The following is a 25,254-nucleotide window of genomic DNA, read 5'->3' as shown; positions in this document are numbered from 1 at the left end:
GCCGGGAGCCGCGGGGGCGACGATGGAGACGTCACCCGGGCAAGAGGACGATAAGGGGATGTCAGGCGGCGTCTGCGAGCGTGGGGCGGTAGTCATGAGGCGGAGGACGCGATGAACCAGGGCCGAGGCCCCCAGGGGCCGTATCAGAACGGGCGATATCAGCAGGGCCCATATCAGCAGGGCCCATATCAGCAGGGCCCGTACCAGCAGGGTCCGTACCAGCAGCGTCCTCCCGGTTATCCGGTTCCGCAGCCGCCTAAGCGTCGTGGGCCCCTCATCGGCCTGATCGCCGGTGCCGTGGTGCTGATCGTGGCCGTTGTCGCCACGATCGCGCTGATCGCACACAAGGGTTCGGCGTCCGACCAGGCGACCACGACGACGACACCGTCGTTCTCCACCACGACAGCCGACGCCCCCACGGCGACCCCGGCTCCCGGTGCCACCGGCACGGGCGGCGCAACGGTCTCGGACGGCTTCGCGACCACCACCCCGACGGACGCGCCGGGGACACCGGGCGCGGTATCGAACTCACCCGTCGCTCTGACGCTGTCCGCCGACGGTGGCTCCGACGCGCGGATCGCCATCGCCGGCCTCAGCGGAACCTCCGTCCCGTCCGCGACCGCAATGCCCTGGACATGGAACGGCTCGGGCACGATCCCCAACGGCCGCATGTCACTCATCGTCGTAGGACAGGGCACCGTCAGTTGCTCGATCTCCGTCGACGGCCGTGAGCTCTCCGAGGACTCCGGTCCCGGCCGTGCCGCGTGCGCCATCCAGCGGGTGAGCCGATAGACGCCGGGGGCGCTCCGTTCACCTCGCCTGCGACGAGCGCCGGTACGATGCCGTCCGTGTCGAACCGGGCTGCCCAGGAGCGCGTCGGAGGCGCGGGTCTCGCAGAGCGCACCCGCGACGTATGGATACCGATCCTCGTGTTCCTCGCGATTCGCGGCATCGGACTCGGCGTCCTCGCGCGCTTCGCGCAGCTGCGGCACCAGTACTTCCCCGATCTCCTCGCCGTGTGGGACGGCAAATGGATGATCGGGCTCGCGACATTCGGCTACAACGACATGCCGTGGCGGTTCGTCGACGCCCGCGGGATCCATACCCAGGACACGGCGTACGCGTTCTTCCCGGGCTATCCGATGCTCGTGCACGTCGTCGCGGCGATCCCGGGCCTCAACGCGTTCCGCGCCGGGCTGCTGGTGAACCTGCTGCTCGGATGCGCCGCCGCCGTCGCCGCCTATCGTCTCGGCCGCCTCTGTGTGCGGGCCATGCCGCACGTGTCGGAACGGCACGCGGAGAACGCGGCCCTGCTCACGACGGTGCTGTTCGCCGCAGCTCCGATGGCGATCGTCCTGACCATGGCGTACACGGAGGCGCTGTACTGCGCGCTGGCCGGCTGGGCACTCGTCTTCGTCCTGGAACGACGGTGGCTGCTCGCGGGTGCGTGCACCATGCTGGCCGGGCTGTGCCGCCCCACGTCCGTGGTGCTGATAGGCGTCGTGATGCTGGCCGCGCTGGCCGCCGTGTGCGGGTGGAGTAGGTGGCTCTCGGATCCCGACAGCGAGCCCGATCCGCGAGAACGCGCCCGCGCCGCCGCCGCGTTACTCATGGCCCCGGTCGGATGGATCACCTGGCTACTGGTGGTCGCGCACCATACCGGCGAGCTGAACGGCTGGTTCCGCGTGCAGACCGAGGGCTGGGGAACCACCTTCGACCTGGGGCGGCAGACCTTCCAATTCGTCAACTACACGCTGATCAACGGCTCGGATGTCGCGGACCTGTCGACCGTGGGCCTGCTCGCGGCGTCGGTGGTGCTCATGGTGATCGCGCTCCGCGCGCGGATGCCGTGGCCGGTCGCGCTGTACGGAACGCTCGTGGTCATATCGCTCCTCGGCTCCGGCGGGCTGATGATCTCGCGACCGCGCCTGCTGCTGCCCGCGTTCGTGCTGCTCATCCCCATCGCGATCGGGCTGGCGCGCCGCTCCCGCGCGGTGCAGGTGTGGTCGTGCGTTGCAATAGTCGTCGTGACCTCCTGGTATGGAGCACACATGATCAGCGTGTACCCGCACGCGATGTAGGAGGAGCCGTGCACGAGTTGTTCGAGCGGCGCGCATCCACCCGCGCACTGGATCCCGCCACGCCCGTGACGCGCGACCAGCTGACCGACATCCTCGACGCCGCGCGTTGGGCGCCGACCTGGGGCGGGGCGCAGCCTGTGCGGTTCGCTGCGGGCCTCCGGGGCGACGCCGAATTCGACGCGCTCGCATCGGCGTTGCGCAGGGGCAACGCGTGGGCGCGCGACGCGGGCGCGCTAGTCCTGGTCTGTACCGAGGTGCGCGCCGAGCAGCGACCCGACCGATACGCCGACGTCGACGCCGGGCTCGCCACTTCGCAGCTGATCCTGCAGGCGGTGGCGTTCGGCCTGGTGGCACATCCGATGGCCGGCTTCTACCCCGACCTAGTACGCGAGACGTTCGGGATCGGTGACGGCTACCGGCCGATGGTGATGGTCGCGATCGGCGCGCCCGCGCCGGAGGATGCTCCGACTCGCACTCGCATGCCGCTCTCCGACGTGATGTTCGAGCTGCGTTCACCCGGTTCGTGACGCGACCCGGCACACCAGCAGGTTGAACGGCTCCGTTGCACGTGGGTCGTCGAAGGTGCGGCGCTCCACCTCCAAGCCGGCAACCTCCAGCGCAGCAATGATGTCGTCGACCGGCCGCAGCCTGAACCCGTGCTGCGTGAAGGCCTGGCGCCCCATCCAGTCCGGATCCGCGATACCGACGACGCCGCGCCCTGTGGGTGTGAGGACGCGACGCAGACCGTGGGCCGCTGCCGCCAGATCGGGGGCGAAGTACACGGTATTGAGGGTGATCCAGCCATCGAGGGCGCCGTCGCCGAACGGGAGCTGTTCCATCGTGCCCTCGTGGAGCGTGAGCCTCCCGGCGGTGAGCGCCGAGGCGTGCGCCTTACGGGCTCGCTCGATCATCGCGGTCGAGGGGTCGACGCCGTGAACCAGTCCGCCGCCTAGCCCGGCCAGCAGGAGGTCGAGTCCGATCCCACCGCCGAACCCGACGTCCGCGACCGTCTCCGTGCCCGTCAACTCCAGCTCTGCGATCGCCGCGGCGATGGGGCCTCGGTTGCCCCTGTTGAGAACGCGCGCAACAACGGCACCGAGGGGTCCAGAAGGGTGACCTAGTTGCTTTCCGACGGTGCGCAGCCAGGCGGTACGTGGGGAGAAGCGCATGATCGAACCCTATCGGGAAACCTACCGACCGGGCCCGACGCCGCCGATCCCGCTAAGCACGGTCCTGGCGGGGCCCGGCTCGTGACACGAACCCGTCGCACAGGGCGTCGATCGCGCGCGCGAGGAGGGCGCGGGGCTCGCCCAACTCGGTCCGCGCGCCGAGCTCGGCCATCCGCGGCAGCCGCGCGGCGAACTCGTTGTCGCACAGACCCGCCAGGAAACCCGACTCACCGCCCGACCCCGGGGCGAGCAGCTCCGCGCCCACCGCACCGATCGCGATGCCCGGGATCAGCGACCACACCTGAAGCGCGCAGTCGGCGGCTGCGGGCACGTCACCCGTGAGATGGACCAGGGCCTCGACCAGCCAGTCGAAGCAGCGCACGCTCGGCTCACTCGCGGAGACGCGGGGCGCGGCGTGCGCCAGCAGGACCCACGGGTGCCGCAAGTAGAGTTCCAGATCGACCTCAGCGGCGAGCCGCACGCGGCCACGCCAATCCGGATCGCCCAGCCGGGCGTCGGGATAGGTGAAGTCGCGTCCCACCGCGGTCGCCATCTCGACCAGAAGTGTGTCCTTGTCCGGGACATGCCGGTAGAGCGACATGACCCCTGCGCCGAGAGCGTCCGCGATACGTCGCATCGATACCGCATCGAGGCCTCCGTGGTCGGCGAGCGATACCGCCTCCGCCACGATCGCCTCGCGGGTGAGCTTCGCCATCCACGCTCCCGAACATCTCGATTGACCGGCACTGACCGCGCCGCGTACAGTGTACCCATCCCAGCCTGCGTACGTCGTACGCAGACGATTGCATGTCAAGGAGCGCCCCGTGTCCCACCACGCCCCGCCCGCGCCGCCGGATGCGCCGCCGGCAAGCCGTCGCCAGTGGCTCGGCCTGGGCACCCTGCTCCTACCGGTCTTCCTGGCGTCGATGGACACGTCGGTGCTCTACCTGGCCCTGCCGCGCATCACGGAGTCGCTGCAGCCGTCTGCGGCACAGCAGCTGTGGATCCTCGACATCTACCCGTTCCTACTCGCGGGCCTGCTCATCACGATGGGCAACCTCGGTGACCGCTGGGGCCGGCGCCGACTGATGCTGTGCGGCGCGGCGCTGTTCGGCGCAGCATCGATCGCCGCCGCGTTCGCTCCCACCGCCGGCACGATGATCGCCGCCCGCGCCCTGATGGGCGTCGGCGGCGCGACGCTCCTGCCCGCGAGCCTCGCGCTCATCGGGAACATGTTCTCCGGCAACAGGTCCCGTGATCGCGCGCTCGCGGTAGGCATCTGGTCCGCCGCGTTCTCGTTCGGTATGGCGGTCGGGCCGGTGATCGGCGGCGCGCTACTCCATCACTTCTGGTGGGGCTCGGTCTTCCTGATCAACGTGCCTGTATTCGTGCTGCTGTTGGTGGCCGGCCCGGCGCTCATCCCCGAGTCCCCGGGCCGCACTTCGGCACCGTTCGACCTGCTCGGCGTCGTGCTGTCGATGGGCTCGATCCTGCCTCTGGTCTACGCGCTCAAGACCTTTGCCTCCGAAGGGTTCTCGGCGGCGACGGGAATCGTCGCGGCGGTCGGTGCCGCCGTCCTCGTGGCGTTCGTCCGCCAGCAGCGGCGTGCGGAACACCCGCTCCTCGCGCTCGACCTGTTCCGCAACCGCATGTTCACCGTCGCGATCGTCGGCACCATAGCGGCGATGTCCACTCTCGGCGCCATGGGCTATCTGACCGGCATCTACCTGCAGTCGGTGCTCGGCTACGACGTGCTGAAGGCGGCGCTGCTGGGGCTGCCGACCGCCGTCGTCGTCGCCTACTTCTCGCTCCGCGCACCCTGGATCGAGAGCTACCTCGGCCGCCGCTGGACGTTCGTCGCGTCGCTGCTCGTGGCGGCGACAGGCCAACTGGTGCTGGTAGCGCTCGGCACGGGCGGCCCGGTGTGGGTGTACGTCGCGGGTACCGTTGTCGCCGGCGCCGGATACGGCGTCCTCTTCACGTTCGTCTCCGCCGTCGCCCTGGACGCCGCGCCGGCCGACCGCGCCGGCCAGGCCACCGCGATCTCCGAGATGAGCTTCGAGTTGGGTACTGCGCTCGGCGTCGCGGTGCTCGGGTCGGTCGCAACCGCCGTCTTCACGGCGGGCGGGCGCGTCGACGAGACCCTCGGCGAGACCCTCGGGCGTTCGGCCGCCGACGGGGACTCGTCCCTCGCCTCGTACGCCATGGGCGCATGGGTGGACGGGATCCACGTGACCGTCGGTGTGGCCGCGCTGGTATTGGTCGCGGCAGCAGGCGCCGCCTGGGTGGCGCTGCGGCGAACGGTATGACGCCGTCCGCACGGCACGCGATGGGGGAGCCGGCGATACCGGCGCCTATGCCTGCGCAGACACTCGCGTCATGGCGGCCGCGTCCCGCCTCGCGCACGCCTTAGGCGAATTGCCGTCGTCGCGAGAGGCGGTGTAGCGTCGAACGCATGCAGCGCGTGCTCCTCCTCGGGTGCCGCGGCGGGGCCTGAATCGACCGGCTCCCCGTCGCGGGTTCAGCCGTGCAAGATGGCTCGCCGGTCGAGAAACCTCCCGGGCCCCATCTAGAGAAAGAGCCACATCATGAGCCCCGCAGCCGATTCCTTCTCGTCCGGCGTATCGCGCATCGTCACCCCGAGCGGCGCCGCCCCGGCCGATCAGCCGGTCTGGAACCCGCAGCGCAACTCCCCGATGCCCGCGCACCGCTACCGCTCGTTCGAGGCGGAGGTCGAGAGCGTCGCCCTTCCGGACCGCACCTGGCCGGACAAGGTGATCACCACCGCCCCCCTGTGGTGCGCCGTCGACCTCCGCGACGGCAACCAGGCACTGATCGATCCCATGAGCCCGGCGCGTAAGCGCCGCATGTTCGACCTCCTGGTCCGTATGGGCTACAAGGAGATCGAGGTCGGATTCCCAGCGGCAAGCCAGACCGACTACGACTTCGTGCGGGAGATCATCGAGGAGGGGGCGATCCCCGAGGACGTCACCATCCAGGTGCTCACCCAGTGCCGCGACGAACTGATCGAGCGCACCTTCGAGGCGTGCCGCGGCGCGAACCGCGTGATCGTGCACTTCTACAACTCGACGTCGGTGCTACAGCGCCGCGTCGTGTTCCGCGCCGACAAGGCCGCCATCAAGGCGATCGCCACGCACGCCGCGGACAAATGCCTCGAAGAGCAGGCGAAGTACCCCGACACCCAGTGGCGGTACGAGTACTCCCCCGAGTCCTACACGGGCACCGAGCTGAGCTTCGCCAAGGAGGTGTGCGATGCCGTCACCGGGATCATCGCTCCCACACCGGATAACCCCATGGTGCTCAACCTGCCCGCGACCGTCGAGATGGCGACGCCCAACGTGTACGCCGACTCCATCGAGTGGATGCACCGAAACCTCGAGCGACGCGATTCGGTCATCCTGTCGCTGCACCCGCACAACGACCGAGGCGAGGGCGTCGCAGCCGCCGAGCTCGGCTACCAGGCCGGTGCCGACCGTATCGAGGGCTGCCTCTTCGGCAACGGCGAGCGCACCGGCAACGTATGCCTGGTGACGCTGGGGCTCAACCTGTTCAGTCGCGGCGTGGACCCGCAGATCAATTTCGCCGACATCGACGAGATCCGCCGCACCGTCGAGTACTGCAACCAGCTGCCGGTGCCCGAACGCCACCCCTACGGCGGCGACCTCGTCTACACCGCCTTCTCCGGCAGCCACCAGGACGCGATCAACAAGGGGCTGGACCAGATGAAGGTCGACGCCGACGCCTCCGACCAGGACGTCGACGACATCCTATGGCAGGTGCCCTATCTGCCCATCGATCCCAAGGACGTCGGCCGCACCTACGAGGCCGTCATCCGCGTCAACAGCCAGTCCGGCAAGGGCGGCGTCACCTACATCATGAAGGCCGACCACGGCCTGAACCTTCCGCGTCGCCTGCAGATCGAGTTCAGCAAGTCCGTCCAGTCCATCACCGACGGCGAGGGCGGCGAGGTCACGCCCAAGGAGATGTGGGACGTCTTCGCATCCGAGTACCTCGATCCGATCCGGCCGCTGGAGCGCATGCGCCAGAAGGTCACCGCGTCCGAGGTCGACGGCGGTGTCGACCACATCGACGCGATCGTCAAGGTCGACGGCAAGGAGGAGGAGATCTCCGGCGAGGGCAACGGGCCGCTCGCGGCGTTCGTCGACGCGCTGTCCGGTGTCGGATACGACGTGCGGGTGCTCGACTACAGCGAGCACGCCATGTCCGCCGGCGACGATGCCCAGGCCGCCGCATACGTGGAAGCCGTTGTGACAGTGGATGGTAAGGACCGCACCGCGTGGGGCGTCGGCATCGCGCCGTCGATCACCACCGCCTCGCTACGCGCCGTCGTCTCCGCCGTCAACCGTGCGCACGGATCGGTGGCTGCCGAGGTGGCCGCCGCCGGCGAGGCCTCGACTCGCACCTGGGCGCCCTGACCACCCGGTGGTGGGGCAGGAAACGACCTGCCCCACCATCCTTCTCATCGGCCCGCAGCGGTCTGGTCTCGGCGGCGGGTGAGGAAGGCGGCCAGCTCCGTGGCCACGGTAGCCGGGCGATCGAGCATGGAGAGGACGTAGGCGTCGTCGAGCTCGACCAGACGACCGTGCGGGATCAGATCGGCGAGGCGCCGGCCGTGCTCGCGGGGCATGACCTTGCCCGCAGAGGACCACAGGACCAGTGCGTCACCGTGGAATCGGCTCAGCGCATGGGTATTCGAGACGAATTCCCGCCTACTCCGGGGTGACCGCAGATACCCCAGAAGGTCGCGACGGACGGCCGCCGAGCGTATTCCCGGTTCGGTCCACCGGCGCACCAGATCAGGCGCGACGGGGCGGACCGTCATCCCACCGAACATGAACGGCGTGCGCATGATCATCGGTATCCGCATCTGCCGCAGGCCCAGGGCGAGGGCACCCGGCACGCGTGCCGACGCGGCGGCCACCCGGCCTGGCACACCGGGCGGGAAGTTGTCGAAGGCTTCACACGGGAGGATCACCATGGATCCCAGCCGGTCGTCGAGGCCGTACGCGGTCAGGAACAGTGCCCCACCCCAGTCACTATGCACCAGAGTGACATCCGTGAGGTCGAGTGCTTCGAGGAAATCGGCGACCAATCGGTTCAGGCCGCGCATGCTCGGATCGGCGTCCCGGCGCATCGGCTCCGGGTGCGCGCCGAACGGCAGATCCGGCCTGATGTAGCGGAATCCGGCAGGCAACTCGGCGACCACCTCGTCCCACACCGTGTGGTTCATCAGCAGGCCGTGCAGCAGCACGACCGGTGGCCCCTCGCCGGTCTCGGCGTAGTGGATGCGGCCCGCTGGCAGGTCGACGGTCGGCATGAGAAGCCTCCTAGAGTGACCGTTCTAGAACGATTGCTCTAGGCTAGGGCCATGGGTACGGAGTCGTCAACCACGAGAGAGCGGCTGGTCACCGCGATGCACGAGCTGATGCGGCGTCAGGGATACGCCGCCACATCGGTCAAGCAGGTAACGGTGACCGCAGCGGCGACCACCGGCTCGCTCTACCACTTCTTCCCCGAGGGGAAGCCGGCGCTCGCCGCGGCAGCACTCCGCGAATCCGGCGCCGCATACATACAACTGCTGCCGCTTCTGCTCGACCCGCACCAGGATCTCGTCGAGGCGGTCGCATCCGCATTCGACGCCGCGGCCGATCAGATCGAGGCAGCGGACTGGATCAACATGTGCCCTGTGGGCACCGTGGCCGGCGAGGTCGGCGACACCGATCCGGGACTGCGCGCGGTCGCCGCAGAAGTGGTAGCGGGCTGGGTCGATTCCGCCACCGACTACTTCGCCGCGCGTGGATTGGAAGCCTCTGCGGCGCGGTCGTTCTCGCTCGCCGTGCTGTCCACGCTCGAAGGCGCCTTCATCCTCTCCCGCACCCTTCGGTCGACCGAACCGTTGCGCGCCGCCGGACGCACCCTCGCAGCCTCCACACCGGCGACGGCGTCGTCCGGTCGACGTCGACCTCCCTGAGTCGCAGCTGGATCGTACGGACGACATCCTCTCGATGCCATGCGCGCGGCAACGAGCTACGACGCGCCGCGATGGGTCAACGCCTGAGCCCGTGCTTTCGCGCCACGACGGACGAGACCACGCCCACCGGGAAGAGCCGCTTCATCAGGAACACCAACGGCGCGTTCGACCCCACCGCGTAGAACTCGCGTGGCTTGTCCGCCTCGATCGCCGCGACGATCACCCCGGCGACTCTCGCGGGAGTGATGCCCGACCGCTCGTTGGCATCAAGGCGCGAGATCATGGTGTCGAAGTCCCTGCGGTACACCGATTCATCGTCGATGTACTTGGTGCGACGCTCGCCGATACCGGTGGAGATCGATCCGGGCTCGACGGTCGTGACCCACACTCCGAACGGCGAGAGCTCCTGCCGGGCCGCAGCTGCGAACCCCTTCAGCGCAGCCTTCGCGGCGACGTACGAACCCCGATACGCCAGTGGAAAGCTCGCCAGCATCGAACCGACCATCACGACGCGTCCGTAGCCGCGAGATCTCATACCCGGCAACAACTTCTGCGTCAGCTGCACGGCTCCGAACACATTGGTCTGGAACAGCCGGTCGACGGCATCGGCCGGCAGCTCCTCGAGCGGACCGGACTGGGACTCGCCTGCATTGTTCACGACGATGTCGACGTCGCCGGCGGCCGCGGCGCATGCTGCTATGGACTCGCGGTCTGCGAGGTCCAGCGGGAGGTATTCGACGCCAGGGATCCAGTGCGCGACCGCATCGGGGTTGCGACTGGTCCCGAGAACGCGATAGCCCTTGTCTACCAGTGCGATCGCCACCTCGCGCCCGATACCCGACGATGCTCCTGTCACCAGTGCCGTGCGAGTCATCACTCACCTCCTGCCGTGGCGGCCGCCGCAGCGCGCCCCGCCGTCATTCCCGAGAATATGCAGCCGCCGAGGAAGGTTCCCTCGAGCGCGTTGTAGCCGTGGACACCGCCGCCGCCGAAACCCGCGACCTCGCCGGCTGCATAGAGGCCGCGAACCGGTTCACCCCCGGACCCGAGGACGCGCGCCGACAGGTCCGTCTCCAAGCCGCCCAATGTCTTGCGGGACAGGATGTTCAATCGAACCGCGATCAGCGGACCGTGTGCAGGGTCCAAGATGCGATGCGGCTTGGCTACCCGGACCACCTTGTCCCCGAGGTACTTCCGCGCGTTGGTGATGGCCTGCAGCTGGGCGTCCTTGCTGAACGGATTGTCGATCTCCCGGTCGCGCGCTGCGATCTCGGCGTGAAGCGCGTCGTGGTCGATGCGGCCGCCGCGCCCGATCCGGTTCATACCGTCGACCAGCTCACGCAGATTCTCCGCCACCACGAAGTCCACACCGTGCTGTTTGAACGCCTCGACGGGACCCGGGGCGCCCTTCGACTTCACCCGCCCCAGCGCGAGTCGCAGATCCTTCTCCGTGATGTCCGGGTTCTGCTCGGACCCCGACAACGCGAACTCCTTCTCGATGATCGTCTCGGTGAGTACGAACCACGAATAGTCGAATCCGGTCGACAGGATCGCGTGCATCGTCGCGTTGGTGTCGAAGCCCGGGAAGTTGGGGGCCGGGAGTCTGTTCCCGTTGGCGTCGAACCACATCGACGACGGACCGGGGATGATGCGGATGGCGTGATCCGGCCAGATCGGGTCCCAGTTGTGGATGCCCTCGGTGTACGCCCACACCCGGTCGCGATTGACGATGTTCCCGCCGGCGCGTTCGGTGATCGCGAGCATGCGCCCGTCGACGTGCGCAGGCACACCCGCGATCATGTGGCCCGGGAACACGCCCAGGCGTTCGACCGGCCAATACTTCCGCATCAGATCGAAGTCGTGTCCGATGCCGCCGGACGTGACCAGTACCGTCTTGGCCCGGAACTCGAAGTCCCCCACTGTTTCGCGCCCTGTCGCCACCCCACGTTCGGCGTCCGTCGGCGACAGAACCGCACCCTTGACCCCGACCACGCCGTCGTCGTCGGTCAGCAGCTCGTCGACCCGGTGGCGGAACGCGAAGCGCACCAGGCCCGCTGTCTCGGCACGCTCGACCGGCTCGCGGAAGACACGCACCACTTCGGGGCCCGTGCCCCACGTGAGATGGAACCGGGGCACCGAGTTGCCGTGCCCCGAAGCGAGCCCCCCGCCCCGCTCGGCCCACCCGACGACGGGTGTCACACGCAGGCCGAGGTCGTGCAGGTACTGGCGTTTACGATACGTCGCGAATTCGACGTAGGCCCGGGCCCATCGGCGCGGCCAACGGTCCTCGTCCTCGCGATCGAAGCCCGCGGAGCCGAGCCAATCCTGATAAGCGAGATCGAAGGAGTCCTTGATTCCGAGACGGCGCTGCTCGGGCGAATCGACCAGGAACAACCCACCCAGGGACCAGAACGCCTGGCCGCCCAGATTGTTCCGGTTCTCCTGATCCAGGATCAGGACACGCCGCCCCGCCTTGGTCAGCTCGTGAGCGGCGACCAGGCCCGCCAGGCCGGCGCCGACGATGATCGCATCTGGTGCGGTGTCCGTCATGGGCTCACCTTACGGCGCGGGGCGCCGATGGGTCACGCGTCGAGGGCGGCGACCGTCTCATCGAGGGCGGCGAGGACGACCGCGACGGCGGGGCGGCGGGGCGCACCCGGCCGTGTCGCGACCTCGAGGATACGGGCCGCCCGCACGCCGGCGAGCTCGAGCGCGACCACGCCGGGATGGGTGACGGCGTGCCGTGGCATCAGCGCGACGCCGAGACCCGCCGCGACGAGCGCCTGCATGGAACGGAAGTCGTTGATCCGCTGCGTGATCCGCGGCTGAACACCGGTCACCGTCGAGAAGGAGCGGAGCACGTCGTCCACCGGGAATCCGTCACGCACGCTGATCCAGTCGAGTCCGCCGAGTTCGCCGGGCTCGACGCGCGCTCTCTCGACGAGGGGGTGGCCCGTGGGCACGCACAGGTCGATCGGCTCGCGCATGAGGGTCCGCGAGGCGATACGCGGCCCACCGAGGGGCGCGGCGCGTTCGTCGCGATGGGTGACGACGATGTCCGCGTCCGCCAGCATCGCCGGAAGCTCGGTCCCGGGCAGGTCCAGGTCGGTCGCCTGCACGGCGACGCCCTCGACCCGGCGCAGCACGCCGGGCAGCAGCAACTCCGCGGAGGAGGGGAACATCGTGAGACGGACGACCCCCGTCGGGGTGTTCCGGTAGCGGTCCATCTCTGCGCGTGCCCGGTCCAGCTCACCGAGCACCGACTCCGCACGGGCCACCAGCGCCAGGCCCGCGTCCGTGAGGCGCACGCGGCGACCGTCGGGCTCGAGCAGTTCGACGCCGGCCTCCCGGGCGAGCACCTTGAGCTGCTGCGACACCGCAGACGGCGTCATGTCCAACGCAGCCGCCGCGGCGACGACGGTGCCGCGATCCGCGAACTCCCGCAGGATCCGCAGTCGGTGCACGTCCATGGCCTGCGACCCTACAGCCCGGTTCACCGCGGCCGTGTCTGCGACCAGGCGGCTCCGCGAGACGCGCGGTGCCCCCGATACGGCACCTGCGAGTGCGGGCAGGTGGCACACGCAGCACACGCATGATGTAGCAGAACTACATGGTTTGTGTAGAAATATTCGATTGAACAACTCATTTTGTGGAGCGAAGCTGGAGCGCATGAGCCCCCGTCACCGCCTGGTCGCACTGTCCGTCGTAGTGCTGTGGGGACTGAACTTCCTCGCGATCAGGTACGGCCTGGACTACTTTCCGCCCCTGTTCATGGCCGGCCTGCGGTTCCTCGTGATCGCGATCCCGGTGATCGCGTTCGTCTCTCGCCCGCAGGTTCCGCTGAGGTGGATGCTGTTGTACGGGCTGGGATTCGGCACGCTCCAATTCATGGGACTGTTTCTCGCCATGCACCTGGGGATGCCTACCGGACTGGCGTCGCTGGTGCTGCAGACATCCGCGCCGTTCACCGTCGTCCTAGGCGCTCTGCTGCTGCGCGAGCGGATCACGACGCGGCAGATCGCCGGGATCACTGTCGCCATGGCGGGCATGGCGCTCATCCTGGTGGATCGCGCCGAGCATTCGGCGGCTGCGGGGGTGATACCCGTGCTGCTCACGATAGGAGGGGGGCTCGCGTGGGCGTTCGGCAACATCGGTAGCAGGCTGGCCGAACCGGCCGACCCGCTTCGCTTCACTCTGTGGATGACCGTCGTCCCGCCCGTGCCGCTACTTACGCTGAGTGCCGTCGTCGAGGGTCCGACCACAGGCTGGAGAGCCCTCGCGCACAGCCTCGGGTCGGTGCCGGGCCGGGAGGCTCTCGCCGGGCTCGCGTACGTGGTCCTGCTGGGCACCATCGCCGGATCCGGGCTGTGGACGTGGCTCATGGCCCGCTACCCGTCATCGACGGTGGCCCCCGTGTCGCTGCTCGTGCCCGTCGTCGGGATCGCGGCGAGCTTCCTGATACTGCACGAACGCCCGACCCTGCTCGCGCTGGCCGGAGGCATCGTCGTCCTCGCCGGCTGCTTCGCAGGACTCACGGGTGCGCGCCCGACCCGGCCCGCTCCCGAGGCCGAACCCGTGCGGGTCTGATCGGCACCCGAACGAGGGCCGTATCCTGTCCGGCATGTCGCAACGTCTGCCGCTGCGCGCGCGCACGGCCCTGCTCGCCGCCCGGACCGCAGCCTGGGCCTCTCAGCGGGCCGGCCGCGGCAAAGGTTCCATGATCGGCGGGCTCGTCGCATTGAAGATCGAGCCGGACCTCATGGCCGCGCTGGCCGCCGGGCGCCGCACCGCCGTCGTCACCGGCACGAACGGCAAGTCCACGACCACACGCATGACGGCAACCGCGCTCGCCACGCTGGGGGAAGACGTCGCGACCCAGGCCGACGGCGCGAATATGGATGCGGGCATCGTCGCTGCCCTGACAGCGCACCAGGCGGCACCGCTAGCCGCGCTCGAGGTCGACGAGCTGCACGTGCCGCACGTCCTCGACGCCGTGCACGCCGAGGCGCTCGTGCTCCTGAACCTCTCGCGAGACCAGCTGGACCGCGTCGGCGAGATCAACATGATCGAGCGGAAGCAACGGGCGGCCGTCGCCGCTCACCCGGGGACGACGGTTATCGCCAACTGCGACGACGTCCTGGTCACGTCGGTCGCGTACGACGCGAAGAAGGTCGTGTGGGTCGCTGCGGGCGCCGGCTGGACCTCGGACTCGACATCCTGCCCTCGATCCGGTGAGCCCATCGTGCGCGACGGCGACGACTGGTACTCGACAGGTGCGGACTTCCGCCGACCCCGCCCGGACTGGTGGGTCGACGACGAGAACCTCTACGGACCAGAAGGTCTCGTCCTTCCGATGAAGCTCGCCCTCCCCGGCCGCGCGAACCGTGGTAACGCCGCGCAGGCCGTCGCCGCGGCGGTCGCCATGGGCGCCGACCCACGCGCTGCGGCCCTGGCCGTGGGCACCGTCGGGGAGGTCGCAGGCCGGTACGCGCACGTCCAGGTGGGCGATCACTCGGTGCGAATGCTGTTGGCCAAGAACCCCGCAGGATGGCAGGAGGCGATGTCCATGATCGACGGGAGCGCGGGCGGTCTGGTCATCGCCGTGAACGGCCAGGTACCCGACGGCGAGGACCTCTCGTGGCTGTGGGACGTGCAGTTCGAGCGGTTCGAGAACGGCAAGGTAGTCGCCTCGGGTGAGCGCGGCGCCGACCTCGCGGTGCGCCTCACGTATGCGGGCGCCGATCACACGCTGGTCTCGGATCCGTTGGCCGCCATAGCATCCTGCCCACCCGGCCGCGTAGAGGTGCTCGCGAACTACACCGCGTTCCGGGACCTGGGCCGGGCGCTCGAGGCACGGGGGGCGGCGCAATGATCGATTTCTCCGGCTCCGCCGAGCGCATCACCGACTCGACCCTTGTGATCGGCCTCGTCCTGCCGGACGTCATGGGCACGTACGGCGACGGGGGTAACGCCCTGATCCTGCGCCAGCGCGCCCGCATGCGGGGGTACGAGGCCGAGGTCCTACCGATCACCCTGGGCGACCCCGTCCCCGCGACCTGCGACCTGTACACGCTCGGGGGCGCCGAGGACAACGCGCAGCGCCTCGCGACGCGCCACCTCGCGCGGTACCCCGGCATGCAGGAGGCCGCGGAGCGCGGTGCGCCCATACTGGCGATCTGCGCCGCGATCCAGGTTCTCGGCCACTGGTACGAGACCTCGGAAGGCGAACGCGTGGACGGGATCTCGCTATTCGACCTCACCACTACACCGCAGGCGAAGAGGTCCATCGGTGAGATCGCGGGTGAACCACTCGTAGACGGCCTGACGCAGCCGCTCACGGGATTCGAGAACCACAGGGGCGGAAGCACTCTCGGACCGGACGCGAAGCCACTGCAGCGCGTCACGCGGGGCACTGGGAACGGAGCGGACCTCGCGGTCGACGGCGTGGTGCAGGGCAGCGCTCTCGGCAGCTATATGCACGGGCCCGCCCTCGCCCGGAACCCGGAGCTCGCCGACCTACTCCTCGCGCGCGCCACGGGCGAAGAGCAGAAGCCGCTCGAGCTCCCCGACGTCGAGCTGCTGCGCCGGGAGCGCCTCGCCTGACGTCCTCTCACCAGAGGCCCAGCACTGCCTGCTCGCGCGCCAGCAACCACATCTTGGTCGTGACGCCGCCGCCTGCGGAGAAACCGCCCGTGCGGCCACCCGCCGCGAGCACGCGGTGGCAGGGCACGACGATCGCGAACGGATTCGCTCCGAGCGCCCGCCCCACGGCCCGCGCCGAACCGGGACGGCCGATCTCAGCGGCGATCTCGCCGTAGGTCGACGTGCTGCCGGGCGGGATCCGGCGCGCCGTCTCGTAGACATCCCGCGCGAACGCCGCGACGTCACCCATGTCGAGCGGGATGTCGACGAGGTCCCGCTCGCCCGCGTCGACGAGCTCCGCGATCGCCTCGGCCGCCGACCGCGCATGCGCCGGAGGCGGTGACTCGACGGCCCCGGGATGCAGGTCGAGCGCCCGCACGCGCAGCCCGTCGACGGTGTCCTCGGGCAACTGCACGCCCGTGAGCGCCCGCTCGTTCCACGCGAGTGCGCACGTGCCGAGCGCGGTGTCGAACAGGGCGAACCCGTCCGCGGGTGTGCCGACCATGGAACCTGCCTACCACCGCCCACTGACAAGTAGCTCGCGGATGAACGACCGTCAGCCTGCGGTCTGCGCGGCGTCCTCGGGCTGCGCACCACCCGACGCGGGGGCGGCCCGGCCCGGCGTGAGCGCCGACACGGCCACGACGAGCTGACGCCCCAGGGCCTCGATCCGTTCGGCGGGCATCTGCTGCTCCGGCCCGACCACGGACAGGACGCCCAGCGCTCGACCCTGGTCCGGCACCGGGACCGACACACTGGCGACGCCGTCGACGTACTCGCTGACGTCGTAGCCGTAGCCGCGCGTCCGCACGCGGGTGAGTTCCGCCCGCATGGCGGCCGCGTCCACGATGCTGTTCGGTGTGCGCCTCACCAAGCGGATCGTGGGCATGATGTTGTCGAGCTGCTCGCGGGTCAGGGTGGCCAGAGCCACCTTGCTGAAGCCGCCGTTGGAGAGGGGGCTGGTACGGCCCACCGGCGACACCCCGGTCACCGCAGCGCCGGCATCGCGCCTCGCGACGATCACGAGCCTCTGTGCGCTCCAGTCCACGTCGGCGACCAGCAGCGTCTGGCGCGGCTCGAGCGCGAACGAGTCGGCCACATCACGGACGGCGCGCAGCGTCGGCGACGAGGACACCGCGAGCCGCCCCAGCTCGATCAGCTGCGGACCGAGCGCATAGGCGCCGTCCACGGTCCGGCGCAACAGGCCCGCCACCACCAGAGACTCCGCGATGCGATGGGTGCTCGCCTTGGGCAGCCCCGTCGCCTCCGCGAGTTCCCGCAGACGTAGCTCCGGAAACTCGTTGCTGAACGCCAGGATCAAGTCCGTAGCTCGAGCCACCGCCCGGACTCCGCCCACTCCGTTCACCGGTCACCACCTTGCTGCGGCGCTGCCGGTTCTCGACAGGCCGACCTCCATGTTTGTCGTTCCGGAATCTATCGGATAGCAACTATTGTCCGGTAATTTCCGATACAGACGGTATCCCGAAGGCGCCCGTTTTCTCCAATTACGTCGTTTTTCGTCAGGGCGGATCGGCCGCGACACAGCGCTCCCGGGTCCGATCGACGGCGAACCAGCCACGCTCGAACTCCTGCCAACGACGGAGGTGCTCCCGCTCGGATTCACCATCGCGCGCGACTGCCCGCTCGAGTCGGACAGCGTCCGTGCCGCCGTCCAACCACAGCGGCAACGAGACGCGGGGAGCGAACGACCGACGCGCGCTCGACACGCCCTCGAGTACGACGAGCGGTGCCCACGACAGGCGTACCTCACGCCCCGGGCGAGCGACGCCGTCGCGCCATTCGAGGGGGCGGTAGCGCGCGTCCCAACCGCGCGCGAACGGATCGATGATCTCCTTGAGTAGACGCGGCCACCAGGCGACGGGGTTCTCCCACGTCGCGTAGTCATCGGTGCGCACCAGCGCTACCCGATGTCCTGCGGAGCGGAGGTCGGCTACGAGACCCGACGCGTATGTCGACTTCCCCGCCCCCGACGGTCCGTCGATCGCGACCAGCCCGCGGGCGGCGCCGAGGTGGCGCAGGACGCCGTCGGCGTCCACGCCTCAGCCTTCCCGCCCGGCGTATGTCGGTGCCGCAGGGTCGTACGGCGGTTCGGCGGCGGGATCGTACGGCGGCTCGGGAGGCGGCTCGTGCGGCTCGGCGTCGCGATCGATGTCGCGCGGCCGCTCCGGCGGATCCGTGAGCACGCGCGGCGGCTCGGACAGCGCACGGCGACCGCTCATGGCGCGACCGAGTGTGAGCTCGTCCGCGAACTCGAGCTCACCGCCCATCGGCAGGCCCGCGGCGGGGCGGCTCACCGTCAGGCCCGGGAAGTCCTTGAGCATCCGGACCAGGAAGGAGGCGGTCGCCTCGCCCTCGGTGTTGGGATCGGTCGCGATGATGACCTCGGCGACCTCCACACCGTCGACCGGGGTGCCGAGCCGGACGAGCAGCTCACGGATGCGCAGCTTGTCCGGCCCGATCGACTTGATCGGGTTCAGCGCGCCACCGAGCACGTGGTAGCGGCCGTCGAACTCACGCGTCCGCTCGACCGCCTGGACGTCCTTCGGCTCCTCTACGACGCAGATCTTGGATGCGTCACGGCGCGGGTCCGAGCAGATCCGGCAGCGCACATCCGAGGCCACGTTGCCGCAGACCTCGCAGTAACGGACGTCGTTACGCACCCGGTCGAGCGCGCGGGTGAGCCGATCGATGTCGCCCGGCTGCACTCCCAGCAGATGGAAGGCGATGCGCTGGGCACCGCGCGGTCCCACGCCGGGCAGCTTGGCGAGCTCGTCGATCAGCTCCTGGACGGGCCCCTCGTACATCGCGTCAGAAGCCGGGCAGGCCGGGAGCGCCCGGCATACCGCCGGCCAGCGGCCCCATCTTCTGCTGAGCGAGGTCGGACGTGCGCTCGGTGAGGTCGTTGAGAGCGCCGAGCACCAGGTCCTGCAGCGTCTCCACGTCGTCGGGGTCGACCACCTTGGGGTCGATCGTCACCGACTGCACCTGGCCGTCACCGGTGGCGCTGATCCGCACCAGGCCGCCGCCGGCCTGGCCCTCGACCGTCGCTGCCGCGATCTCCGCCTGCGCGGCCATGAGCTGCTGCTGCATGGCGCCCACCTGCGCCATCAGGTCATCCATCGATCCACCCGGCTGCATGGTGTTCCTCCCGATCGGCGGGTGCTTAGCCCGCATATGTCCGAATATTTGTGGCTGGTGTTACCAGATGTGACTACTGAGGCGTTACAGTCGAGCACGTGAAAGCCCACCGCATCGCCATGTCGGCAGCCGCTCTGGTTCCGGCGGTCCTCGTCGCCGGCGCCGCACTGGGCGACACCGGCAGCGCGTACCGCGCCACGGCGTCCAGCGTATCGTCCGCCGCCGCCGGAGAAGCGAACGCCGCGGCGCCCCTGGCGTCGTTGTCGGGGAAGAAGATCTTCCTCGACCCCGGCCACAACGGCGCCAACGACGCCTCGATCAACAAGCAGGTGCCCACCGGCCGCGGCGGCACCAAGGACTGCCAGACCACCGGGACCTCCGGCGACGACGGTTTCGCCGAGCACACCTTCAACTGGGACGTCGCCTACCGGCTGTACGAGATCCTCGAAGCCCAGGGCGCCCAGGTGATCTTCTCGCGCGGCGACGACACATCCGTCGGCCCGTGTGTGGACGCCCGCGCCGCGGCAGCCAACAAGTGGCCCGCGGACGCGGTCGTATCCATCCACGCGGACGGCGCCCCGGCCGCCGACCACGGGTTCCACGTGAATCTGAGTTCCCCGCCGCTCAACACGGCGCAGCAGACCTCGCAGCGCTACGCGACTGCGATGCGCGACGCGATGGTCTCGGCGGGCTTCGCGCCCGCCGACTACATCGGTTCCGGCGGCATCTACCCGCGCTCCGACCTCGCGGGGCTCAATCTGTCGACCGTACCCGCCGTGCTGGTCGAGGCGGGCAACATGAAGAACGCGGACGACGAGAAGGTGATGAACTCCGCAGACGGTCAGCAGCGCATCGCGCAGGCGCTCGCCGACGGCGTCGCGGCATTCCTGGGCGGGGCGACGAAATAAGCCACCCCGCCCGCGTCGACACCCACCCCAGGCACCGCTGCGGGCGTCGGTGGGTCGGCTACGGCGTGCCGGCGTCCACAGCCGGTACCTGCGGCGGGTCGAGCGCTCGCAGGCTGACGAACTCCCTCTCGGTGCCGTCCACCGGATCGGTGAATGCGAGCCTGCGCGCCAGCAGGCGCAGCGGGTCGCTGAAATCCGCGTCGTCCACTCGCCGCTGCTCCGGATAGAGCGGATCCCCGATGATGGGTATCCCCAGTCCACACATGTGCATTCGCAGTTGATGCGTCTTCCCGGTGCGCGGCAGGAGGCGGTAGCGACCGTAACCGCCGAGGGTCTCCACCAGCTCGATCCGCGATTCGGAGTTCGGCTCGCCATCCACCTCGTAGGCGCGCATGATGCCCGGCGTCTTCGCTATCCGGGAGCGCACCACGGTAGGCAGCTCCAGATCGGAACGGACGGGGGCGAGCGCCTCGTACTCCTTACGCGCCCGCCCGGAGGCGAAGAGCTGCTGGTACGCCCCGCGGACTGCGGGGTCCACCGTGAACAGCAGCACGCCGGCGGTGAGCCGGTCCAGTCGGTGCGCGGGCGCCAGCCGCGGATCGTCCAGCTCGCGTCGCAGCCGCACGAGCACCGACTGCACGACCCGCGCGCCGCGGGGCATCGTCGCCAGATAGTGCGGCTTGTCCACCACCACGATCCGCTCGTCCCGGTACAGCACCCGCACGGCGAACGGGACCTCGACCTCTTCCGGTAGCCGCCGATAGAGCCACACCGGCATCCGGTCCGCCACCGGGGTGGCGGCGGCGAGTACGGCGCCGTCGGCGGACACCACCGAGCCGGCGGCGAACTCCGCCGCCAGGTACGTCCCCGTGCCGGGGAAGCGCGCCTCGAGCACGTCGCCGAGCGCGCGGCCGGACTCCTCGGCCGCGATCACGAGGCGGGTGGGGTCCACCCCATCGCGCAGCGGCAGGGGCGCGACGGGCGCGCCCCGATGTCTCCTACGAGTGCCCAACCCCCGTCGCTCCGCTCGCGTGCCCTCAGGCCTCGACCACCGCCTTGAGCTTGCCGAGCAGCTCTGCCTGGATCCGGTTCAACCCCTTGGGCGCGAAGGTCTTCTCGAAGAACCCGCCGATACCGCCGGCCCCCTGCCAGCTGGTGGTGGTCGTGACGGTCGCCCCGGAGCCGGCCGCCACCACCGTGTAGGTGGTCACCATCGTGGAGTTGGCGTCCGTCTCGGTGACGGTCCCGCCGTCGACGGTGACCGTCGCACGCACGTTGCGTGAGCGCTTCGCGGTGGCCTGCAGGATCCACTCGGCAACGGTGCCGGTCCCCTCCCCGCCCTCGACGACGCGGTAGTCCCGGTAGTGCTCGGTGAGGATCTGCGGGCGCGTGGTCGCGTAGTCCGCGAGCGCGGCGAGCACCTTGTCCGGTGCGGCGGCGACGGTCACGGACTGGGTTGCGGTTACCTGAGCCATTGGAGTCCTTCACATGTGGTTCTCACCGGGGCACGGCGGCTGCGCCCTCGGTCTCGGTCCGTGCCGAGACTAGCGAATTCGGACGTCGGTAGGTAACCGAGTGGCCACCCCGTACCGGTGGGTATAGCGTCGAAGGCGTGGATCATGCACAGCGCGCGCCACGGCGGAGCCGTACGTCCGTACCCATCGCCGGGGAGGCCGCCTTCGCGGCGGGGGTCGAGAAGCTGTCCGCCAGCTACCGCGCCATCCCGTCCGGTGCGTCGGTCCGGCTCGCGAAGAAGACGTCGAACCTGTTCCGCGCCCGCGCGAAGCCGACGGCGCCCGGGCTGGACGTCTCGGGCCTCGGCGGAGTCGTCTCGGTCGACCCCGAGGCGCGCACCGCCGATGTGGCGGGGATGTGCACGTATGAGGATCTGGTGGCCGCGACGCTGCCGTTCGGGCTGGCGCCCACGGTGGTGCCGCAGCTCAAGACGATCACGCTCGGCGGTGCGGTGACCGGTATGGGCATCGAGTCCAGCGCATTTCGTGGCGGCCTCCCACACGAGGCCGTGCGGTCCATGGACATACTGACGGGGGACGGCGAGATCGTCACCGCGGCTCCCGACGGGCCCAACGCGGACCTCTACTTCGGGTTCCCCAACTCGTACGGGACGCTCGGGTACTCGGTACGCCTGACCATCGAACTGGAGCCTGTACGGCGATACGTCGCATTGCGCCATGTACGGTTCCATTCGCTCGCCGAGCTGCAGCAGGCGATGGGCGCGATCGTGGACAGCGGAACGTGGGACGGCGAGACCGTCGACTACCTCGACGGCGTGGTGTTCACCGCCGACGAGGCGTATCTGTGCCTGGGCCGGCAGACCGACGAGGACGGCCCCGTCAGCGACTACACGGGCGAGCACATCTACTACCGGTCGATCCAGCACGCAGACGGCGTGCTCCGGGACCGGCTCACGACGCACGACTACCTGTGGCGCTGGGACACCGACTGGTTCTGGTGTTCGCGCGCTTTCGGGGCACAGAACCCGAAGGTGCGGCGCCTCTGGCCGAATTCGTTGCTGCGCAGCAGCTTCTACTGGAAGCTGGTGGCGCTGGACCGCCGGTTCGACATCGGCGACCGGCTCGCAGCCCGGCGCGGCGAGGCCCCAGGCGAGCGCGTCGTCCAGGACATCGAGGTGCCGATCGAGAACACCACGGCCTTCCTCGAATGGTTCCTCGACGAGATACCGATCGAGCCTATCTGGTTGTGCCCCTTGAGGCTTCGTGATCCCGCTCCGCCGGGCGCGGATGCCGTGCGGCCGTGGCCGCTCTATCCCCTGGAACCGAAGCGGACATATGTCAACATCGGCTTCTGGTCCGCCGTGCCCGAACGGCCCGGACAGGTGGAGGGGCGCGCGAATCGGCTGATCGAGAGCAAGGTATCCGAGCTGGAGGGGCACAAGTCCCTGTACTCGGACGCCTTCTACTCGCCCGAGCAGTTCGACGAGCTGTACGGCGGGGAGATTTTCAGAGAATTGAAGGCCGCGTACGACCCGTCGGGGCGCCTACTCGATTTGTACGCCAAAGCCGTTCGGAGGCAATAGAGTTGATTATCGACGAGGATTACAAGGCCAAGCTCTCGCTAGCCGAGATCATCGAGAAGCTGGCGGGTGGGAACCTCGCCATCCGGGTATCCGCATACGACGGGAGCACCGCCGGCCCCACCGACGCACAGTACGAGCTGGAGCTCAAGACGCCGCGCGGGACGACCTACCTGGCCACGGCACCATCGGACATGGGGCTGGCGCGCGCATACATCGCAGGCGACCTCGAACTGCACGGCGCACATCCCGGAGACCCATACGAGCCACTCCGGGCACTGTCGGACAACCTCCAGTTCGCTCGTCCCACACCGCTTCTCATGGCACAGATCGCGCGCTCCATCGGGGTCGAGCACTTCAAGCCGATCGCGCCACCCCCGCAGGAGGCGCTGCCGAAGTGGCGCCGGTTCGCGGAGGGCCTCCGGCACAGCAAGACCCGCGACGCCGAAGCCATCCACCATCACTACGACGTGTCGAACCGGTTCTACGAGCTGGTGCTCGGGCCGTCGATGACGTACACATGCGCCTGCTACCCGACTGCGGATGCGAGTCTCGAAGAGGCGCAGGAGAACAAGTACCGCCTCGTGTTCGACAAGCTGGGCCTGAAGGAGGGCGACCGGCTGCTCGACGTGGGATGCGGCTGGGGTGGCATGGTCCGCTATGCGGCCCGGCGCGGAGTCCACGCGATCGGCGCGACCCTGTCCCGGCAGCAGGCGGAGTGGGCGCAGAAGGCGATCGCGGAGGAGGGGCTGACCTCGCACGCCGAGGTCCGGTTCAGTGACTACCGCGACGTCGCCGAATCCGACTTCGACGCGATCAGCTCGATCGGCCTGACCGAGCACATCGGCGTGCGGAACTACCCGTCGTACTTCACGTCCCTGCGGGACAAGCTCCGCACGGGCGGCCTGCTGCTCAACCACACCATCACCCGGCCCGACAACAAGGTGTCCGGCAAGGCGGGGCAGTTCATCGACCGGTACGTCTTCCCCGACGGTGAGCTGACCGGGTCGGGGCGCGTGATCACGGCGATCCAGGACGTCGGTGGCATGGAGGTGTTGCACGAGGAGAACCTGCGCCCGCACTACGCCAAGACGCTGGCCCAGTGGAACAAGAACCTCGTTGCCAACTGGGACGAGGCGGTCAACGAGGTCGGCCTGGGCACCGCCCGAGTGTGGGGTCTATATATGGCGGGCTCTCGACTCGGCTTCGACCGCAACGTGGTGCAGCTGCACCAGGTGCTCGGCGTCAAGCTCGACGAGCAGGGCGGGAACGGCGGCCTGCCGCTGCGCCCGTGGTGGCGGCCCTAGCCGAGACCTAGTCGATCGGCCGGGCGCCGAGTTCCGACTTCAGTAGTTCCAGCGCCACCTCGTCGGGATCGCGCCGGGGAGCAGAGGACTCGCCGACCGCCGCGTCCTCTGCGGCGGCGTCGGCCATCATCTGCTCCTCGCTGATCTCGGGTTCCGGCTCGGGCTCCGGTTCCGGCGGAAGCGGGATGTCGTCGTGGTGACCGCCCGGCGGTGTCCCGCCCTGCGGCCTCGGCTGCTCGCGGGGCGTCTGATCCTGGCCGTGGCCGGGCCGCGCGAACTGCTGTCGCTGGTCGGGGGTCTGCTGGGCGCCGCGGCTGCGCCGCTCGAAGGTGGGCGCAGCCTTGCGCGGAGGCTCGGCCACGGCGCGCGGCGTCGATGACGGTGCCGCTGGCGCCCCCTCCCCGACGATGACCTCCCATTGTGTCTGGAACACCTCGCGGACAGAGTCGCGCAGAGTCTGCGCGTGCTGCGCGTCGAAGAACCGGCTCCGCAGCGCCGGATTCGCCACCGCGACGTGCAGTGTGTCGCCGGCCAGCGCAGCGACCTGCACGTTAGCCATCAGCGTCGCGAGAACCTTGCTGCGCCCCTGCACCGCACGCAGCACCTTGGGCCAGTCGGAGCGCACGTCCTCCACGGTGATCCCGGACTCTGCCGGCGGCTGCTTGGCCATCGGGGGCTGCCTCGGGGACTGCGAGGGCTCGGGGCGCGTCGGATCGCGGCGGCCAGGCGACGCGTCCACCGCCTGGCGGGGCGCGGCCTCGGCAGCCGGGCCCGGTGTTACAGGCTCCGGTGTCGTTGGTTCCGGTGTCGTTGGTTCCGGTGTCGTTGGTTCCGGTGTCGTCGCTGATTCCGACGGGCCGGGCCGGGCCGGCGCGATGGGATCCGGTGCAGCCTGCCGGGGACCGGTCTGCTCCGGACGG

The 25,254-nt window shown here is 69.5% G+C and carries 25 protein-coding genes and 1 pseudogene; 12 read left to right on the top strand and 14 right to left on the bottom strand.

Going from position 1 to position 25,254, the window contains the following annotated elements:
• Positions 1 to 111 precede the first annotated feature (111 nt).
• The 3 genes from P0W64_RS20660 to P0W64_RS20650 are packed head-to-tail and all read left to right on the top strand — an operon-like array spanning position 112 to position 2,608.
• Positions 112 to 792, top strand: coding sequence for a hypothetical protein (locus P0W64_RS20660; protein ID WP_275482064.1), 681 nt, complete (start codon positions 112 to 114; stop codon positions 790 to 792).
• Positions 793 to 848: 56 nt separating this feature from the next.
• Positions 849 to 2,081 carry a hypothetical protein gene (locus tag P0W64_RS20655; protein WP_275482063.1) on the top strand — a complete coding sequence of 411 codons (1,233 nt, stop codon included), beginning with the start codon at positions 849 to 851 and terminating at the stop codon, positions 2,079 to 2,081.
• 8 nt (positions 2,082 to 2,089) lie between these two features.
• The gene (locus tag P0W64_RS20650; RefSeq protein ID WP_275482062.1) at positions 2,090 to 2,608 is read left to right on the top strand and encodes a nitroreductase family protein; all 519 of its coding nucleotides are present in this window, start codon (positions 2,090 to 2,092) and stop codon (positions 2,606 to 2,608) included.
• Here P0W64_RS20650 and P0W64_RS20645 read toward each other — a convergent pair.
• Both P0W64_RS20645 and P0W64_RS20640 read right to left on the bottom strand, forming a co-directional pair.
• Positions 2,594 to 3,250 (bottom strand): methyltransferase domain-containing protein, encoded by a 657-nt coding sequence (locus tag P0W64_RS20645; RefSeq protein ID WP_275482061.1) that lies wholly within the window; start codon positions 3,248 to 3,250, stop codon positions 2,594 to 2,596. The genes P0W64_RS20650 and P0W64_RS20645 overlap by 15 nt on opposite strands.
• Before the next feature lie 52 nt (positions 3,251 to 3,302).
• Positions 3,303 to 3,965 (bottom strand): TetR/AcrR family transcriptional regulator, encoded by a 663-nt coding sequence (locus P0W64_RS20640; protein ID WP_275482060.1) that lies wholly within the window; start codon positions 3,963 to 3,965, stop codon positions 3,303 to 3,305.
• A 109-nt stretch (positions 3,966 to 4,074) separates the two neighbouring features.
• Here P0W64_RS20640 and P0W64_RS20635 point away from each other — a divergent pair, with 109 nt between their 5' ends.
• Positions 4,075 to 5,559, top strand: coding sequence for an MFS transporter (locus P0W64_RS20635; RefSeq protein WP_275482059.1), 1,485 nt, complete (start codon positions 4,075 to 4,077; stop codon positions 5,557 to 5,559).
• A gap of 279 nt (positions 5,560 to 5,838) precedes the next feature.
• Positions 5,839 to 7,707, top strand: a complete 1,869-nt coding sequence (leuA, locus tag P0W64_RS20630; protein WP_275482058.1) for a 2-isopropylmalate synthase — start codon at positions 5,839 to 5,841, stop codon at positions 7,705 to 7,707.
• A 44-nt stretch (positions 7,708 to 7,751) separates the two neighbouring features.
• On the opposite strand, the gene P0W64_RS20625 is transcribed toward leuA, so the two are convergent.
• A complete protein-coding gene (locus P0W64_RS20625) occupies positions 7,752 to 8,609 on the bottom strand; it encodes an alpha/beta hydrolase (RefSeq protein ID WP_275482057.1) in 858 nt (285 codons plus the stop codon).
• Positions 8,610 to 8,660: 51 nt separating this feature from the next.
• Between P0W64_RS20625 and P0W64_RS20620 the strand changes: the two genes are divergently transcribed.
• The gene (locus tag P0W64_RS20620) at positions 8,661 to 9,263 is read left to right on the top strand and encodes a TetR/AcrR family transcriptional regulator (RefSeq protein ID WP_275482056.1); all 603 of its coding nucleotides are present in this window, start codon (positions 8,661 to 8,663) and stop codon (positions 9,261 to 9,263) included.
• Between the two features lie 76 nt (positions 9,264 to 9,339).
• On the opposite strand, the gene P0W64_RS20615 is transcribed toward P0W64_RS20620, so the two are convergent.
• The 3 genes from P0W64_RS20615 to P0W64_RS20605 are packed head-to-tail and all read right to left on the bottom strand — an operon-like array spanning position 9,340 to position 12,733.
• A complete protein-coding gene (locus P0W64_RS20615; protein ID WP_275482055.1) occupies positions 9,340 to 10,137 on the bottom strand; it encodes an SDR family NAD(P)-dependent oxidoreductase in 798 nt (265 codons plus the stop codon).
• Complete coding sequence (locus tag P0W64_RS20610; RefSeq protein ID WP_275482054.1) at positions 10,137 to 11,813, bottom strand: FAD-binding dehydrogenase; 1,677 nt, start codon at positions 11,811 to 11,813, stop codon at positions 10,137 to 10,139. The genes P0W64_RS20615 and P0W64_RS20610 overlap by 1 nt, the downstream gene beginning before the upstream one ends.
• A 32-nt stretch (positions 11,814 to 11,845) precedes the next feature.
• Positions 11,846 to 12,733: a LysR family transcriptional regulator gene (locus tag P0W64_RS20605; RefSeq protein WP_275482053.1), complete on the bottom strand. Its 888-nt coding sequence runs from the start codon at positions 12,731 to 12,733 to the stop codon at positions 11,846 to 11,848.
• A 199-nt stretch (positions 12,734 to 12,932) separates the two neighbouring features.
• On the opposite strand from P0W64_RS20605, the gene P0W64_RS20600 reads away from it, so the two are divergent.
• The 3 genes from P0W64_RS20600 to P0W64_RS20590 are packed head-to-tail and all read left to right on the top strand — an operon-like array spanning position 12,933 to position 15,866.
• Entirely contained in the window at positions 12,933 to 13,850 is a 918-nt protein-coding gene (locus tag P0W64_RS20600; protein ID WP_275482052.1) for an EamA family transporter, read from the top strand.
• 34 nt (positions 13,851 to 13,884) lie between these two features.
• Positions 13,885 to 15,135 (top strand): MurT ligase domain-containing protein, encoded by a 1,251-nt coding sequence (locus tag P0W64_RS20595; RefSeq protein WP_275482051.1) that lies wholly within the window; start codon positions 13,885 to 13,887, stop codon positions 15,133 to 15,135.
• 26 nt (positions 15,136 to 15,161) lie between these two features.
• The gene (locus tag P0W64_RS20590) at positions 15,162 to 15,866 is read left to right on the top strand and encodes a glutamine amidotransferase (RefSeq protein WP_275482071.1); all 705 of its coding nucleotides are present in this window, start codon (positions 15,162 to 15,164) and stop codon (positions 15,864 to 15,866) included.
• Between the two features lie 7 nt (positions 15,867 to 15,873).
• Here the strand turns inward: P0W64_RS20590 and P0W64_RS20585 are convergent, their stop codons facing one another.
• The 5 genes and pseudogenes from P0W64_RS20585 to P0W64_RS20565 all read right to left on the bottom strand — a co-directional run bounded on the left by P0W64_RS20585 (position 15,874) and on the right by P0W64_RS20565 (position 19,064).
• Complete coding sequence (locus P0W64_RS20585; protein WP_275482050.1) at positions 15,874 to 16,410, bottom strand: methylated-DNA--[protein]-cysteine S-methyltransferase; 537 nt, start codon at positions 16,408 to 16,410, stop codon at positions 15,874 to 15,876.
• 51 nt (positions 16,411 to 16,461) lie between these two features.
• On the bottom strand, positions 16,462 to 17,244 hold the full coding sequence (locus tag P0W64_RS20580; RefSeq protein ID WP_275482049.1) for an IclR family transcriptional regulator: 783 nt from the start codon (positions 17,242 to 17,244) through the stop codon (positions 16,462 to 16,464).
• A 181-nt stretch (positions 17,245 to 17,425) separates the two neighbouring features.
• Positions 17,426 to 17,962 (bottom strand): hypothetical protein, encoded by a 537-nt coding sequence (locus tag P0W64_RS20575; protein ID WP_275482048.1) that lies wholly within the window; start codon positions 17,960 to 17,962, stop codon positions 17,426 to 17,428.
• A 162-nt stretch (positions 17,963 to 18,124) separates the two neighbouring features.
• Positions 18,125 to 18,730, bottom strand: a pseudogene (recR, locus tag P0W64_RS20570) (recombination mediator RecR); the annotation flags it as partial.
• Positions 18,731 to 18,734: 4 nt separating this feature from the next.
• On the bottom strand, positions 18,735 to 19,064 hold the full coding sequence (locus P0W64_RS20565; protein WP_275482047.1) for a YbaB/EbfC family nucleoid-associated protein: 330 nt from the start codon (positions 19,062 to 19,064) through the stop codon (positions 18,735 to 18,737).
• A 98-nt stretch (positions 19,065 to 19,162) separates the two neighbouring features.
• Between P0W64_RS20565 and P0W64_RS20560 the strand changes: the two genes are divergently transcribed.
• Positions 19,163 to 19,972 carry an Rv3717 family N-acetylmuramoyl-L-alanine amidase gene (locus P0W64_RS20560; protein ID WP_275482046.1) on the top strand — a complete coding sequence of 270 codons (810 nt, stop codon included), beginning with the start codon at positions 19,163 to 19,165 and terminating at the stop codon, positions 19,970 to 19,972.
• 58 nt (positions 19,973 to 20,030) lie between these two features.
• Here the strand turns inward: P0W64_RS20560 and P0W64_RS20555 are convergent, their stop codons facing one another.
• Both P0W64_RS20555 and P0W64_RS20550 read right to left on the bottom strand, forming a co-directional pair.
• Positions 20,031 to 20,924: a pseudouridine synthase gene (locus tag P0W64_RS20555; RefSeq protein WP_275482045.1), complete on the bottom strand. Its 894-nt coding sequence runs from the start codon at positions 20,922 to 20,924 to the stop codon at positions 20,031 to 20,033.
• Positions 20,925 to 21,009: 85 nt separating this feature from the next.
• On the bottom strand, positions 21,010 to 21,447 hold the full coding sequence (locus P0W64_RS20550; protein ID WP_275482044.1) for an SRPBCC family protein: 438 nt from the start codon (positions 21,445 to 21,447) through the stop codon (positions 21,010 to 21,012).
• Between the two features lie 185 nt (positions 21,448 to 21,632).
• Between P0W64_RS20550 and P0W64_RS20545 the strand changes: the two genes are divergently transcribed.
• Together P0W64_RS20545 and P0W64_RS20540 are read left to right on the top strand one after the other, a co-directional pair.
• Positions 21,633 to 23,030 carry an FAD-binding oxidoreductase gene (locus P0W64_RS20545; protein WP_275482070.1) on the top strand — a complete coding sequence of 466 codons (1,398 nt, stop codon included), beginning with the start codon at positions 21,633 to 21,635 and terminating at the stop codon, positions 23,028 to 23,030.
• A gap of 2 nt (positions 23,031 to 23,032) precedes the next feature.
• On the top strand, positions 23,033 to 24,334 hold the full coding sequence (locus P0W64_RS20540) for a class I SAM-dependent methyltransferase (RefSeq protein WP_275482043.1): 1,302 nt from the start codon (positions 23,033 to 23,035) through the stop codon (positions 24,332 to 24,334).
• Positions 24,335 to 24,341: 7 nt separating this feature from the next.
• Here the strand turns inward: P0W64_RS20540 and P0W64_RS20535 are convergent, their stop codons facing one another.
• Positions 24,342 to 25,004 carry a hypothetical protein gene (locus P0W64_RS20535; RefSeq protein WP_275482042.1) on the bottom strand — a complete coding sequence of 221 codons (663 nt, stop codon included), beginning with the start codon at positions 25,002 to 25,004 and terminating at the stop codon, positions 24,342 to 24,344.
• Between the last annotated feature and the right edge of the window lie 250 nt (positions 25,005 to 25,254).

The sequence above is a fragment of the Tsukamurella sp. 8F genome (genome assembly GCF_029167375.1).
Taxonomy (GTDB): Bacteria; Actinomycetota; Actinomycetes; order Mycobacteriales; family Mycobacteriaceae; genus Tsukamurella.
The sequence above is the reverse complement of the archived record's forward strand: the minus strand, read 5'-3'. Positions and strand labels throughout refer to the sequence as shown.